Genomic DNA, 14,538 nt, shown 5'->3' with positions numbered 1-14,538 from the left:
CTTTCGGGTGACCGACAAACTTGGTCTGCTCACGACCCGTGTGGGTGCGTTCTGGTGCCATGGGTGGGTTCCAAAATGAACGACCGAATCGAGTCCTTCTGGATTCGCCGAGGGTAAACGGCTGCATTTCGTGGTATTCTTTCGAGCCGGAGCGCTACTTGTTGGTCTCCGGCTCGTCCGGATCTTTGGTATGAGTAGTCCTGGGGACCGAACTGGCGATAGATGATTGGAGAGCGCGTCTCGCCGGAAGGTGGCGCCTCCTGGCGAAGAAGACGACGATTCGGGCCGAAATCCGATACTGCAAAGACTTCAGTCGATTGATTCCATCCAGGGCCCGGTCGCGTTATTTCGGCGTCATCGGCTCGATGGTAGGTGTTCGAGGTCGGCTAACAGAGACCCGCGACGCGGCTTCAAGTGTGTGTTGCCTGTGCGCAAATCGCTTTCGTGCGACCGCAATAAGGAGATCCAAATAATTACACATGAGTGCGTATCAACCATGATGATTGCAATCTCAATTTAGCTGGGTGCTTAGGTAGTGATTTTAAGAAAACGCAGATCGCTGACGAGTATCAGGACCAGATTCAAACCATCCCTAGCGAGAGTCTGCTCGCGGTAGCGAAACAATACTCGCAGGAAGGGCAACTCGCGTCACTGAACAGGCCAACCAATTTGAAAACGCTGACCGTGCTGCCAGCGTTAACCTCGGCATTAATCTCTACGGAATTCGCGATCCTCCGGCGCGAGCGTGAATGCGCGCGCGATGCTCGCCGACGGGGCAGGGAACCGATTCGTTCTCGTTGACCGACCGCCCGTTCTCCTGGTCTCGCTCGCCCGCAAGGTGGGCGGCGGCTTCGTTCCGTCGAGATCGACGTGCAACCGCCCCGGTGCATCATCTCCCAAAGAATCGATCGCGAGACCACCATCAATGCGCAGCTCGGCGGCACGGTGCGCCTTTCGTTGTCGCTCTCGCTCGGGGCGGGATTTTCACCGATCGCGCAATGCTGCCGCTGTCGACGAGCTTTCCGCGAAGCGGCTCGATATTACGGCGCCAGTCTCGGTGGCTAGCTTCCCACGGCGCTGCCGTTGGCCCGCAAACCGAGGACGAACCGCTCATGCTGACCACCACGCTGGCCCTTGGTGCTGCCATGGCCTGGGGGAAGTTCGTACGTTTGACATCGAGCAGGCCGGCTTCGTTCCAAAACAACCGATGTGGTACTTCGGCTCGGGCATTGTCTTCTGGCCGAATGGGAATACGCCGAAATATGCAAAAGGCGCCAGCGCGGAAGCGCGGGGAAGGATCTGGCCCGTCGCGCGTAGATATGCGATGGACCCGTGCCAGTGCGGGTGGTGCCCGCGGGAAAGGCTCTCGTTCTCATGGCTTCCTTTTTCCACCATCGGCTTTTTGCGCTCTCGGCGGTCGGTCTTCTGGGCATCACCCTGGGAAGCGGCGCCTGTTCCTCCGACTCGGACGGCAACGGCAACGACGATTTTTCGAACCGCAATGTCTCGAGTGGCGGCTTCCAAGCGAACGATGCATGCCCGGTGAATCCGCCGTCGGCGCTGCCGGGAACCAGGTCGGTCGGCAGCTCGTGCACCTCGTACATGGATTGCGCCCCGACGTGCTGTTCCTGCTCCAGCAGCAGCGCAACCTTTTTGGCCGCCGCATGCATCGATGGCGTGTGCGCGGACAAGAACGACACGTGTTACGTCAGCAAGAAATCGTCCTACTGTCCCGCCGATCCCGACCCGTCCACGAAAGACGGAGGCACTTCGGAGAAGGACGCGAGGCCGCCCTCCACCGGCGGTACGCTTTGCGTCGACGGCACCTCGGGTTACTGCAGCGGCACGGGTTTCGATTGGACGGGCAGCCAATGCTGCGTCCAGAACGTCAGCCAATGCGTCGACGGGACTTCGGGCTACTGCAGCGGCACGGGCTTCAAATGGACGGGCAAACGCTGTTGCATCGAGAGGGATGCCATCTGCACCGCGGGCACGTCGGGGTACTGCAGCGGCACGGGCTTCATGTGGACGGGGAGCCAATGCTGCGTCCAAAACGTCGATCAATGCGTCGACGGGACCTCGGGCTACTGCAGCGGCACGGGCTTCAAATGGACGGGCAGCAAATGCTGCATCGAGAAGGATGCCATCTGCACCTCGGGCACCTCGGGTTACTGCAGTGGCACGAACTTCATGTGGACGGGCAGCCAGTGCTGCGTCCAGAACGTCAGCCAATGCGTCGACGGCACCTCGGGCTCGTGCACCGGCACCGGCAAATATTGGACGGGTACCAAGTGCTGCATCTAGGCCATTCGAGAAACTAGCGTCTCTGTCGATGTCCTGCGGAAGGTAGAAGAAGCGTTCCGTCGGGACGGTGCTCGCATCGAGAAGTGCCCGCAGCAGCGTGGTTTTGCCCGATTCATCGTCGCCGCGGTCGTCGCGCCGAACATCGACACACACCCGACAGGGCGCCATTTGGGGGTGCCCGCGCCGCAACGCCGACCTGCGGCCCAAGCCGAGCGTCGGCATTGCGCATGTCGCCGCTGTTTTTGCATTTTGGTATCGCAACATCAATTTCAATAATGTTTAACCAACGAATAGGTTAACCACGATATTCGATTCGACTCACCGCATTCGAAAGAAGGCATCGATGGACGGCACGGTGCGGGGAAGTCGCGGGCCTGTCGGTCCGGTGGGGCGCTGTTCACGGCACCGGCCGGTAGTAACGCGATGCGGTATCGACTTTCGGTCGGTTCCGGGAATAAATGCAAATCGACCTTCCGTTTTGGGCTTTGACACCGGTATCATTTGTGTCATCTTCGTAACGTAGTTTCGAAAAAGCTGCTGATGCGACTGCGCGCGACAAGGGCTCTTGCCGCCCACGCAGCATCGTGGCGCGAACGTTCGACCATGCGATCTGCACCCCTCTCCATCGTGCTTCTCTCGTGGATGCTCTTAGCGTGTCGCACCCGTCCTCACGGCGAGACGACGCCGTCGGACGTATTTGCGAATGTCGTCAAGAGAGCCGACGTGAGCGACCATGTGGTGCCATCGGTTCCCGGTGGAATGACGGATTTCGGTCCGTTGGAAAACCGGTTCGCTTATATCCCACCTCAGTGCTACGCGAAGCCGCAAATGGCTCCGGGAACGAGGGGGAGGAACTCCTGTTATCCATGTCACGCTCGTTCCTCGCCTCCGAATTTCGTGGACGACGAAGGGCTTCAACTTCGGTGGACCATGGCGCCGGCGGCCGCGAAAAACCGCTGGACGAATCTCCTGGCCCCGCCCATCTTGCGCGCGACGAAGTCGAGCGACGAAGGCATTCTCGACTACGTGCGCAAAAGCAATTATCGCGACGAACACGGTGAGCTCCCACTTGCTCGAACCCTGACGTCGCTCCCTGATTCGTGGGATGGTGCAAAAGATGGACGATGGGACGGTTATGTCCCCGACGCAGGATTCGATTTCGACGAAGATGGTTTCGACCATGGTCCGGGCGGCGGCCTCTCGGGGTGGCGTGCGTTTGCCTATTACCCACTGGTAGGCGCATTCCTTCCCACGAACGGTTCGGCAGGCGATGTGCTCATTCGTCTCGATCCATCGTTTCGGCAGGATAGGGAAGGACATCCAAGTACACTCGTCTACGAAGTCAACCTGGCTATCGTCGAAGCGCTCATATCGCGAACCGACGTGCCCATCCCCGCCGTCGACGAGGGAGAGCTCGGTGTCGATCTCGATTTGGACGGTGTTCTTTCGCGCGCGAACCGCGTGGCATTCGATCGCGCTGCGCCCTCCGGGAGCGACGATGATCCGCGTGATGCAGGGCGAATGCACTACGTGGGGCGCGCACGGGAGGAGGAACGCGCCGGTCGCCTTCCCATCGCCGTGGGGCTCTTCCCACTCAATACGGAATTTCTGCACAGCGTGCGCTACCTCGACGTCGGGCCCGACGGAACGGTCACCATGGCACCGCGCATGAAGGAGCTGCGGTATGCGAAAAAGGCGCGATGGCTCGGCTACGCGGATTTGAAGCGACAGGCGGAGCGAGAAACATTCGAGCAGGAGGAATCGCTCGACGGGGCGCTTTCGTACTTGTGGCAGTGGGATCGCGGTGTGGACAACGATCGAGGCTGGCTCCTCGCAGGCTTCATCGAGGCCGCCGACGGAACGTTGCGACCTCAATCCTACGAGGAAACGCTCTACTGTGTCGGCTGCCACGGCGGCGTGGGAGCGACCACCGACAGCATCTTCTCCTTTCCGCGAAAGGTCGGTAGCACGCCACCCAACGTGCGATCGGTGCAGGCTACGACGAGCCGTTCGCGCGGGTGGTGGCATTGGACCCAACGCGGTTTGCAGGCGTTGCCGGAGCCTCAGGGTTCGGATGGGCGATATGAATACACGCGCTATCTCGCCGAGAATGGTGCCGCCGACGATTTTCACGAGAACGCCGAAGTGATGCATCGCTTTTTCGGCGAGAGTCATTCCTTGCGCGCGAACGAGGCCGCGCGACTTCACCAGCGCATCGATCATTTGCTCCTTCCCAGCCCGACTCGCGCGCTCGATCTCGATCGCGCGTATCGCGCCATCGTGGAAGAGCAAAGCTTTACCCGCGGACGCGAGGCGGTGCTCGCCCCGGTTCGCGACATCTACACGCAAGTTCCCGCGGGGGAGAAAACCGGAATCGAGAAGCCCGTCGGCCATTTCGCCATGCGCGCTCGATAGCGTCCCTCGACGATCACGCCTTCGCCCATCGATTCAAGCACTCGGTGCGGTCCGACATTCAAGGTGAATATGATGAAACGTTCTGCATGGATCCAATACGGCGTTTTCGTGTCACTCTCCTTGTACGCATCCGGTGGCTGCAGTTCCTCGGACTCGATGGGGGATACCGGAGGTGCACCCGACGCATCCGTCGAGTGCGATCCGCAAAGCGGCTCCGCGCCGCCTAATGATTCGTGGAGCGACGCCGAGGCACCGCCCTCGCTCTCGTCGTTGAAACACATCGTCGTGATTTTCATGGAGAATCACAGCTTCGACAACCTGTACGGCAGCTACCCCGGCGCGGAAGGTTTGTCTTCGGCTGGGGCGAAAATCGCGCAGGTGGATCCGTCGACCGGAACCCCTTATACGACGCTTCCGCAAACCGATTCGAACATCCCGACCGATTTGCCGAACGCGGCCTTCGATATCACGAAGTACGTGCCGATCCATCAGGCCACGAAGGATCTGACCCATCGTTATTATCAAGAGATCGCTCAGATCAACGGCGGAGCGATGAACCTGTTCGTCTCGAACAACAGCTCGAAGGGGCTCGCCTTCGGCTATTACCCAACGAGCAGTCTGCCCGTCGTCAAGTTGATTGGATCTCGATCGCCCCACGTGACCGTATGCGACCACTTCTTTCATGCGGCGTTTGGTGGGTCCTTTCTCAACCATCAATGGTTGATCGCAGCAGCCACGCCGCACTGGGAAGGCTGCCCTTCGGACAAGCGGGCGGTGATCGATGCGTCCGGAAAGCTGACGAAAGATGGAACGTGCACGCCGGATGGCTATGTGGTCAACACGACGGTTCCCACGAACCAACCGACATCGAGCAGCGGAACCAAATTGCCGGTGCTGACGGGGACCACCATCGGAGATCAGCTCACGGCCGCAGGGATCGACTGGGCGTGGTATTCGGCAGGATGGAACGCGGCGGCGAGCGGCAGTCCGCCGTCGGGCTTCACCTTCCATCATCAGCCATTCGTGTATTACGCCGCGTATGCCAGCGGCGAGCCCGGGCGCGCCCACTTGAAAGACGAAACGGACTTCGTCGTGGCGGCGAAAAATGGCACGTTGCCTCCGGTGTCGTTCGTCAAGCCGCTAGGCGGTTTCAACGAGCATCCGGGCGCGAACTTGCAAAAAGGGCAGGAGAAGGCGGTCGAGCTCATCGAGGCGGTCATCAACGGTCCCCATGGGGAGGACACGGCGGTCATCGTGACCTACGACGAGAACGGTGGCTATTGGGATCATGTGGCTCCGCCGGTCAAGGACAAGTGGGGACCAGGAACGCGCGTACCGGCGATCGTCTTTTCCAAGTTTGCCCGCGGTGGCGTCGACAAAACGATTTACGATACGACCAGCATTCTTGGTCTCATCGAGAAACGCTGGGGATTGAGTCCGTTGAACGAGCGAGTCGCGTCGCAGAACGACCTGGCGAGCAACGCGATGATCTTCGTAAGGTAGTAGCTCGCGGGTGGGCGGCCGTCTTCGAGGAGCTGGATACGGCTCCTGCGATCGGTTCGACCGGCCCACCCGAGTGGCGCTTGCTGAGCGAGCTTTGCGGAGATTCGTCGTGCTGCGACCCTAACGCAAAGGAGCCTCGCCGCAGCTGCCGGTGCCCCCGTTGTCACGGATATCCACCGTCCCGCGATAGCCCTCCGCGCGAAGCCTGTCGGCAAGACGGGTTGGTTGGCACATGGGCAGTGTGGGGTTCTCTCTGACGGTGAAGCTGCCGAGCAAGTCGGTGAGCTGCGTGAGATCGTCGACGCGCGTCAGGGATTTGTTGTTCCGGATGGTGAGGCTGTGGCCAATCGAACGCACGGCGCCAAGACCGTTCAAATTCGGCAAGGCGTTGCAATCCAGGATGCTCAAAACGTCGCCCACCGAGGTCAATGACGAAAGCTCGGCCACGCTGGCCAGGGTGTCGGCTTGGCTGATGACCAACCCGCCACCAACTTTGGCCAATTTTCGGAGACCATTGAGGCGCTTCAGTTTCGGACTGTTTCCAATGCCGACGCCGCCGGCGACGTCGGTAAGAGCGTCCAAGCTGCCGAGTTCGGACAGAACATAGTTGTCCTGGACCGAAAGCCCCGCACCTCTCGGTGACGTGATCTTTTCGAGCTTCTCCAGACCGCGCAGGCGTTGGAGTTGCGGATTGCCGTGAATCCACAGTGTGCCGGCGTCTCGTAGATTGTCCAAACCGGACAGATCGACCAGGCCCTGCGTACCGGAAATGGAAACCACCCCGTCGACAGAGGTCAATTTCTCCAGGCCGTGGAGGTTCGTAAAACCGAACTTGCCCTCCAGGTAAAGGTATTTGGCCTGCGTCAAGCTGCTCAATCCTGCCAGAGAGGTGAGTGCCTGCAGATCTCCCTTGAGCGTCAACGGTCCCTCGATCGTGCTCAGCTTCCCGAGGTCCAACTCCGCCAGCTCCGGATTTTGCTCGATGGTGAGTGCGCCGACGATCCTTGTTGCCTGCGAAAAAGCCTGAAAGCGCGTGAGGGCAGGGTTCGAGAGGATGCTCACGCCACCGTCGATGCTCCGCATGCTTCCGAAGCCCGCGACGCTTTCGAGCACGCTGTTGTAGTCGAAATTCGCCCCGCTCGTCAGGGTGACCAGCGCCGGCATGGCGTCGATCGCTACGAGTGATGCATTCTGGGCGACCGTGAGGCGGCCAAGGATTTCCGCGAGCCCGGAGAATCCCTCGAGGCGCTGAAGCTTCGGCTCCTCGCTAATTTTGAGAGAACCGACTTTGCGCAGGCTGGCAGGTCCGGTCCACTTGATGATGGCATTCTTGGAAACGAATAGCTCCTGCCCAACGGTCTGCAACGCGGAGAGCGCCTCGAGCTGCGCGAGCCCCGAATTGCCGGAGATGACGAGGTACCCGCCAACGGCGGCCAATTTCTCGAGCCCGTTCAATGACGTTGCGGTCGTCCCAGTGACGGTCAAATCGCCATCGACACTCTCGAGGCGCCCGAGCGGTGAGATGTCGCCGATTCCATTGCCATGGATCGTGAGCGAGCCCGTGATGTGCTTGCACCGTGAGAGCTCCTGAAGCCGAGGGGTCTCCACGATGTCGAAGCTGCCGACGCACGTCTCTCCCAAATACGTCTCCGTTGCGATGGCGCTCGTGACGTAATTGCTCTTGCATGTGATCGCTTTGACGGTCGTATCTGCCGTGATTGTCGGCAACGTACCGCTCTCGACGAACTTGAGGGCGCTCTGGCAATTCGGCTCCGAGCGGTCGAGCGTGTAATGGATTTCGCCGCCGTTCGTTTTGGTGGCCAACGTCACCGGGACGGGCGACGCTGGATTGTAATTGGCCGGCGTAGGATCGAACGTCGGCGCGTCCGCGGCGAGGGTGTAGATCGCATCGCGTTCGGTCGATGGGTGCAAACCGCCTTTGCAAGCGATGGCTCGAATCTGCGTACCGGTCGCCCCGACGTGGATCGGCTTGTCGTAAGCCATGGAGCCCGCCGCGCAACGTGCCTCGGCGCCGTCGAATTGGCACGACGGTGCTCGGCCGTTCATCGTGTAACAAATCGTCGCCCCCGTGGTTTCGCTCGAGAGGGACTCTTCGACATCGTTTGGATAAGTTCCCCTACCTTGTTCGAACTGAACCGGCTGAGCATTGCCGGGAAAGACATTGATGACGTATGCGCCGGTTCGAACTTCGGAATCCTTTGCTCCGGCCTTTTGTGCGACGGCCTTGATGGTCATCGACTTCGCGACGCCAATCGGCGCCGTGTAAATGCGCGATGTCGAATCGGGCGTCGTGCCGTCCAATGTATAGCGAATGGTCGCCCCCGCCGTCGCCGAGTGGAGGGCTACATCCTGGGGCCCGATGAACGTCCCCGGTGCAGGGGTGAACTCCGGTATCGCCACCGTGTCGTCGGGAGGCGACGCATCGCCATCGCCCGCATCCCCCGCATCGGGCTGCGGTTTTGGCCCCCCGTCATTCTGCCCTCCGTCGGGCGGCAGCACGCTCGCCCCGTCACTGCCTCCACACCCCGCGACGGCCACGATCGATGTTGCCATGACCACAGCTGCAAGATACACGCTTACCTGAGCCCCACTTCTTCGAATAAGTTCGCGAAAAATCATATGTGTTTCGGTCCACCCCACGCTGGAGCGACCGCTCCCACATTGTCTTTCGACCGCGCACTCGAGATCGTGCTCCAAATCGACACTCGCCCCACGAGCGAGCTGAGCAAATTGGCGATCAAACTCCCGCAAGGATGGTCGCGGCGCGTGTCAAATCTCGAGTGTCGAAGCCCTCGGTGAAACGCTCGTAGACCGTGGAGAGCAGCTCGGCCCCCTCGGTGCGGCGATTTCCACGTTGCCAGTGCTTTGCGAGGGTCGTTGCGGTTCGCAGTTCCCAGGCCAGCGCCTTCTGGCGCCGCGCGACATCGAGCGATCGGCGAAGCAGTGCCTCGGCTTGCACATCGTATTGGCCATCCCCCTGGGCAAGAAGTCGTGCAGCACGAACACGGAGCAGCTCGGACGTGCACCATCGCTCGTAGCCCACGCTGGCGCGGACAAGTGCGGATTCCGTAGCCGCTCCTTCATCCATGGTTGCAATGAGGTCGGCGAGATACGCACCACCCAGTGGTTCCTGGCTGGCGTCGAACGTGCCATCCAAGACAGCCAGGTAGGTTCGAGCGAAGCGATACGTAAGGAGGACGGAGTGCTCCAACGAGGACACGAGAAGCGCGTCCGCGAATTCTCTTGCCGCAGCCATGTTGCCGGTCCAAAACGCGATGGGAAGCACTCCGACGGAGATCGCGTTCAAGAGCGAGGCGACCTGTTCGTCCGTGCGTGCGAGCCCGACACATTCATGGGCACATTCCCATGCTTGCTTTGGATGACCTTGCAACCACAGAGTGCGAGCAAGAATCGGTCGAATGTCCACGGTCGACGCGACTTGCGTGCCGCACGCGTGCCCATGCCCGGTGAGCTCCTTCGCGTCCATCAGCACGCCTTCGGCGATGGCCCGCGAGCCCGCCAGATCGCCCATGCTCTGAAGGGCATGGGCGCTCATCCTCCGATGCGTGAGCGCGACGAGCGGCGAGGAAGGTGCCTGTGCGATGGATACACATTCCTGTACCGCGGACATGGACTCTGCGTAATCACCATTGTAGCTGAAAGCAAGATGAAGTCCGTAGAGCGCATAGAGTTGCAAATCGAGCGCTCCCCCGCTTCGAGCCACCTCGGACGCCGTTCGAAAAGCACTCGTCACGTCATCGATGGACTCCCCTGTTTGCCACATCGCGTGCCCGTAAAGGGCCCACAGGCGCGACAACGTGATGGGATCCGTCGTGGCGGTTTCGGGAATGTGCTCGAAGAGAACTTTCAGTCGCTGTGCGAATTCGCCGAAGAGACACAGGGTGTAGCAAAGCAAGATGGATCGTCCCACGAGCCGCAGGCCCAGGTCGCGATCGCCGGATTCGGAGAAAGCCCAGTCCATTGCGCCGCGGAGATCGTCAATCAAGTTGCGATGGCGCTCGATCAAGTGAGAGTAGTTCGCGGACTCGAAATCGGCTTCCCCGGCTTGAAGCAATGCGACGACCCACATGGCGTGACGTCGCGAAGCCTCGTGCAATTCGTCGTTGGTCAGCGCTTTGCTCGCAAATGCTCGGGGAGTGTCCAATAATCGGTAAACTGGAACCTCTGCACTGACGTCGACGGTGACCAGTGATTTGGCGAAGAGGTTCGATAGGTACGTCAACGTGGCGGAGCGTGGCCATTGGGGATCCGCCACGGCGACCGCCGCATCGGCGGTGAACTCACGACGGAAGACCGAGAGCTGCTTGAGCATCGTTTGCTCTTCGGGCGGCAGCAAGTCGTAACTCCACTCCAATGTAGCCGCCAAGGTCCTGTGCCGCGGAACCGCCGTTTGCGGGCTTTGCGTCAACACACTGAATCGATCGTCGAGCCGCGCGACAATCTCGCGAAGACCGAGCTCGCCCACGCGAGCGGCCGCGAACTCGATGGCCAAGGGCATGCCGTCGAGGCGACCGCAGATCGTCGCGACGATCGCGGCATCGCCATCGTTCAATTCGAATCGACCGAGGTTTGCGCGTGCGCGTTGAACGAAGAGAGCCACCGCGGGATACGAAAGCAAGTCCGCTTCGGTCAGACCTTCGGTGCTCACAGGATGCGAGAGTGGCGGAAGGTGATGGGCCGATTCTCCCGTTGCACGCAAAACTTCGCGGCTGGTCGTGAGAATGTGAAGCCGGGGTAGCTGCGAAAGCAACGACTCCACCAAGCCCGTCACCGAGTCCACCACGTGCTCGCATGTATCGAGCACGAGCAGCATCTTCTTTCCTCGCAAATGCGAAAGCAGACCGGCCATGGGCTCGTTCGAAAGCACGCCGATCCCGAACACGGAGGCCAATGCGCTCACGACGAGCGCCGGATCGGCAAGGGACGCGAAGTCGATGAACCAGACGCCATCGGAGAAACGCGGCAGGCATTTCCGCCCCACGGCAATGGCCACGGTCGTTTTGCCGACACCACCGGGCCCAGCAATCGTGACCAGGCGGTCTTCCGTCAATGAATGCGCCAAGCGCGCAATCACTTCAGCGCGTCCCAATGTGGTGGCGAGCAATTCGGGCAGATTGTTCGAGGGTCGTTCGGAGGACGACGGCGCCTCGTCCGCCTCGTCCGCCTCGTCCGCCTCGTCCGACAACCGTGTGACGGGAATCGAGAATCGATAGCCATTTGGCACGGTTTCGATGGCATCCGACGGTTGCTCCCCGCGGGCAAGCAGCTTCCGAAGGCCCATGATTTGGATGCGCAGGTTCGCCGCCTCGACGACGTTATCGGACCAGGCCAGCGTCAGGAGTTCATCCACCGTAACGACGCTGCCTGCGCGTTCGACCAGAATGCGAAGAACGTCGAGCGCCCGCCGGCCGAGACGCAATGGCTCATCGCCCAAGCGCAAACTGCGAGTCTGCGGCACGAAGCGAAATTTGCCGAAGGAATAGCCTATCACGCTCACCTCTGTTTTCTCGGTGCCACGGCGCGTGGTGATACGAGATACGGCATCGAGTATTCGATCGTCACGGTATTCCCGTAAAAGCCGACTACTTACCGCACGGTCTACCCATTCTTGGTGCCGTGGGAAATATGCTCGTCTCGTGAGCGGAAATCGAGAAAGTCTTCTGCGTAGATGGCATTCATGTAGGGGACGATCCGCTCGAGGAATTTGTCCTCGAGACCGCTACGGACAGGGCCGCAGACGTGTCAGAACGGCGCCTGTAAAGGCCGCGTGACGATCGATTAACAGGCATTAACGGGTCAACGCACGTGTCTCACGCCAAAGTGGCTTCCAAATCGAGTTCGAGCCCCCTCGAACCAACGAGAGAGAGATACATGTCCGAAAGAATCGACCTTGATCGCCGTCGTTTTTTTGGTGCCGCCGCCATGGCATTTGCCGCCACCCAAGTGGGCATGTTGGGCTGCTCGAAAGCGCAGGCCGACACCGTCAGGCCCGGCGGGCTGCCCCCCGTCAAGCCGGGGACGAATACGTCGTTCGGTGCGCTGAAACAGATCAACGCCGGCGTGCTGGATATCGGATATGGAGAATCGGGGCCTCCCGATGGTCCGCCGGTCATTCTTCTGCACGGCTGGCCCTATGCCATCTACAGCTTCGTCGATGTGGCAGCCTTGCTGGCGGAAGCGGGATATCGGGTGCTTGTCCCGAATTTGCGTGGTCATGGCACCACACGGTTCCTCTCGAGCAGCACCGTCCGCAATGCCCAGCAGTCGGCCGTTGCCCGCGACATCATCGCATTCATGGATGCGCTTGGGATCCAGAAGGCGATCATCGGCGGTGTGGACTGGGGCTCCCGGACGGCCTGCATCATCGCTGCTCTATGGCCGGAACGCTGCAAGGCCATGGTGAGTGTGAGCGGGTACTTACTGACCAATGTCGACGCCGCCAAAGCGCCGGCGAGCGCCGAGACCGAGTACCAATGGTGGTACGCCTCCTACTTCGCGACGGAACGCGGCCCGGTGGGCTACGAGAAAAACAAGCGCGAATTCGGGCGGTTCATGTGGAAGCTGCATTCGCCAAAGTGGAATTTCGACGAGGCTATCTTCCAACGAAGCATCACGACACTCGACAACCAAGATAACACGGCGATTGTCATTCACAATTATCGCTGGCGCTACGGCCTGGCCCCCGGGGAGGCGCAATATGACGACTTGGAAAGGCAGCTCGCCGTCCGTCCCGTTATCAAGGTGCCCGCGATCACCCTCGAGGGAGACGCCAATGGTGCGCCGCATCCGGAGCCCGCGTCCTATCGTGACCGCTTCGTGGGCAAGTACGAACATCGGACCGTCGAGGGTGGCATCGGCCACAACCTTCCGTTGGAAGCACCGCAGGCCTTCGCGCAAGCTGTCGTCGACGTCGACGCGTTCTAGAGACGCGGTGTAGCGTCTCGGAACTCCACATGATGCGGGCCTCGCCGCCGGTCTCGCGCCGCCATTTGGGTGGTCGTCACGGCGGCGGGGCGAGCAACACGCTGGGATGCAGCACCAAGGCTGCCGTCTCGCGCATGGTCCAATAGGCGCGGGCCGTTGGATGGACGTTCCGGTCCGAAGCAAGCGCGGGGCTCGTGGTCACTTCGAAGCCCTCGAGTCGGAAATACTGCCGTGCGCGCAAGAGGTGATACGGGTCGGACACGACCAGCACGCGTCGATGGCCCGCTTCCCGAAGGAGTCGAGCCGTGCGCTGGGCGTTCTCCCTGGTCGAGTGGCTCTCGGGTTCGAGACGGGCGGCCGATGGCGGTAAGCCTAGGGACACGGCATAGGCGCACATGGCCTCGGCTTCGGTTGGCGAATTGTCGCCGAGTCCTCCAGAGAAGTACACGACCGGCGCGAGATGGTGCTTGTAGAGATCGACCGCCTTTTCGACGCGCGCACGCACCGGAGCGGAAGGCGTTCCATCGGATAGAACCCGCGCGCCGAGAACGACCATGGCATCGGCCGGGCTGGCATGATCTTCCTGACCGAAGCGGTCGATGCGAATGGCGAGGCCCAGAAAAGCGAGCGAAAGAACCGCGACCAGCGCGAGAAGCGTGCGACGGAGATTCGAGGTCATGATTCCTGCGAGCGCTCGTCACCCGCGCCGCCTTTGATGGGAAACGAGTACCTCGCCCGGCTCGCCGGCGCAACTGGCCGGGTGCGGAGCGATGTGGGCTCGAGAAGGAAGTCGCAATTCGAGCTCCGTGCGGCCGATCTATCGGGTAGGAGTTCACCATGCGCCTTCCGCCGATGCCAGCCGTCGTCCGGCTTGTCGTTCCACTGCTGTCGTTGGCCTGCGGCGGCGCGCAGCCACCCGCCGAGCTCGAGGATACGGCGAAGTACGGGCTGATCGGCCCCTTGAAGGTCTGTGCAGACTCGCCTGACGGTGGGCCGGCAACGTACCCCTGCGCCATCCAGCGGACCGTCCGGGCGTCCTTTGGGCACTTTCTCGCGTGTTACCAAGAGGGGCGAAAAGGGAAGCCGTCCCTCGAGGGCCGCATCACGGTTCGTTTCGTCGCCCAATGCATCGTGCACGAATTCGAACACTTGTCCTTTCCGCCTCCATCCCAAGTGCCTCCATCCGGGACGATCACCGTCGTTTACCCGCTCATCTTTTCGCGCGAAGACTCGCCATGACATTCCCATTCACGACCTTGAGCTCATCGGCATTGGCGGGTTTTGCGGCGTGTCTCGTATCCGACGCGCTCGCGCGCGAGGTCGCCTTTTACACCATACCCGGGAGGCTCC

The 14,538-nt window shown here is 61.0% G+C and carries 8 protein-coding genes; 5 read left to right on the top strand and 3 right to left on the bottom strand.

The genetic code is table 11. The features are described from left to right. The first annotated feature begins 1,374 nt into the window (after positions 1-1,374). The 3 genes from LZC95_22445 (at position 1,375) to LZC95_22435 (ending at position 6,222) form a co-directional block, all read left to right on the top strand. Entirely contained in the window at positions 1,375-2,304 is a 930-nt protein-coding gene (locus tag LZC95_22445) for a hypothetical protein (protein WXA99565.1), read from the top strand. A 930-nt stretch (positions 2,305-3,234) separates the two neighbouring features. Continuing rightward, a complete protein-coding gene (locus LZC95_22440; GenBank protein ID WXA99564.1) occupies positions 3,235-4,719 on the top strand; it encodes a hypothetical protein in 1,485 nt (494 codons plus the stop codon). A gap of 69 nt (positions 4,720-4,788) precedes the next feature. Further along, complete coding sequence (locus LZC95_22435; GenBank protein WXA99563.1) at positions 4,789-6,222, top strand: alkaline phosphatase family protein; 1,434 nt, start codon at positions 4,789-4,791, stop codon at positions 6,220-6,222. A gap of 120 nt (positions 6,223-6,342) precedes the next feature. Here the strand turns inward: LZC95_22435 and LZC95_22430 are convergent, their stop codons facing one another. Together LZC95_22430 and LZC95_22425 are read right to left on the bottom strand one after the other, a co-directional pair. After that, positions 6,343-8,796, bottom strand: coding sequence for a chitobiase/beta-hexosaminidase C-terminal domain-containing protein (locus tag LZC95_22430; protein WXA99562.1), 2,454 nt, complete (start codon positions 8,794-8,796; stop codon positions 6,343-6,345). Positions 8,797-8,980: 184 nt separating this feature from the next. Next, complete coding sequence (locus tag LZC95_22425) at positions 8,981-11,755, bottom strand: winged helix-turn-helix domain-containing protein (GenBank protein WXA99561.1); 2,775 nt, start codon at positions 11,753-11,755, stop codon at positions 8,981-8,983. Between the two features lie 380 nt (positions 11,756-12,135). Here LZC95_22425 and LZC95_22420 point away from each other — a divergent pair, with 380 nt between their 5' ends. Then, complete coding sequence (locus LZC95_22420) at positions 12,136-13,188, top strand: alpha/beta hydrolase (GenBank protein ID WXA99560.1); 1,053 nt, start codon at positions 12,136-12,138, stop codon at positions 13,186-13,188. Positions 13,189-13,264: 76 nt separating this feature from the next. On the opposite strand, the gene LZC95_22415 is transcribed toward LZC95_22420, so the two are convergent. Next, entirely contained in the window at positions 13,265-13,867 is a 603-nt protein-coding gene (locus LZC95_22415; protein ID WXA99559.1) for a YdcF family protein, read from the bottom strand. Positions 13,868-14,025: 158 nt separating this feature from the next. Between LZC95_22415 and LZC95_22410 the strand changes: the two genes are divergently transcribed. Beyond that, the gene (locus tag LZC95_22410; protein WXA99558.1) at positions 14,026-14,427 is read left to right on the top strand and encodes a hypothetical protein; all 402 of its coding nucleotides are present in this window, start codon (positions 14,026-14,028) and stop codon (positions 14,425-14,427) included. Positions 14,428-14,538: the final 111 nt, after the last annotated feature.

It is taken from the genome of Sorangiineae bacterium MSr12523, from assembly GCA_037157775.1.
Classification (GTDB): Bacteria; Myxococcota_A; Polyangia; order Polyangiales; family Polyangiaceae; genus Pendulispora; species Pendulispora brunnea.
This window is presented reverse-complemented; position numbering and strand designations above follow the sequence as displayed.

Bases quoted from the DNA above. Each gene is read 5' to 3' on its own strand.
- LZC95_22445 (WXA99565.1), top strand. From the start codon at position 1,375: ATGGCTTCCTTTTTCCACCATCGGCTTTTTGCGCTCTCGGCGGTCGGT.
- LZC95_22440 (WXA99564.1), top strand. From the start codon at position 3,235: ATGGCGCCGGCGGCCGCGAAAAACCGCTGGACGAATCTCCTGGCCCCG.
- LZC95_22435 (WXA99563.1), top strand. From the start codon at position 4,789: ATGATGAAACGTTCTGCATGGATCCAATACGGCGTTTTCGTGTCACTC.
- LZC95_22430 (WXA99562.1), bottom strand. From the start codon at position 8,796: ATGGCAACATCGATCGTGGCCGTCGCGGGGTGTGGAGGCAGTGACGGG.
- LZC95_22420 (WXA99560.1), top strand. From the start codon at position 12,136: ATGTCCGAAAGAATCGACCTTGATCGCCGTCGTTTTTTTGGTGCCGCC.
- LZC95_22415 (WXA99559.1), bottom strand. From the start codon at position 13,867: ATGACCTCGAATCTCCGTCGCACGCTTCTCGCGCTGGTCGCGGTTCTT.
- LZC95_22410 (WXA99558.1), top strand. From the start codon at position 14,026: ATGCGCCTTCCGCCGATGCCAGCCGTCGTCCGGCTTGTCGTTCCACTG.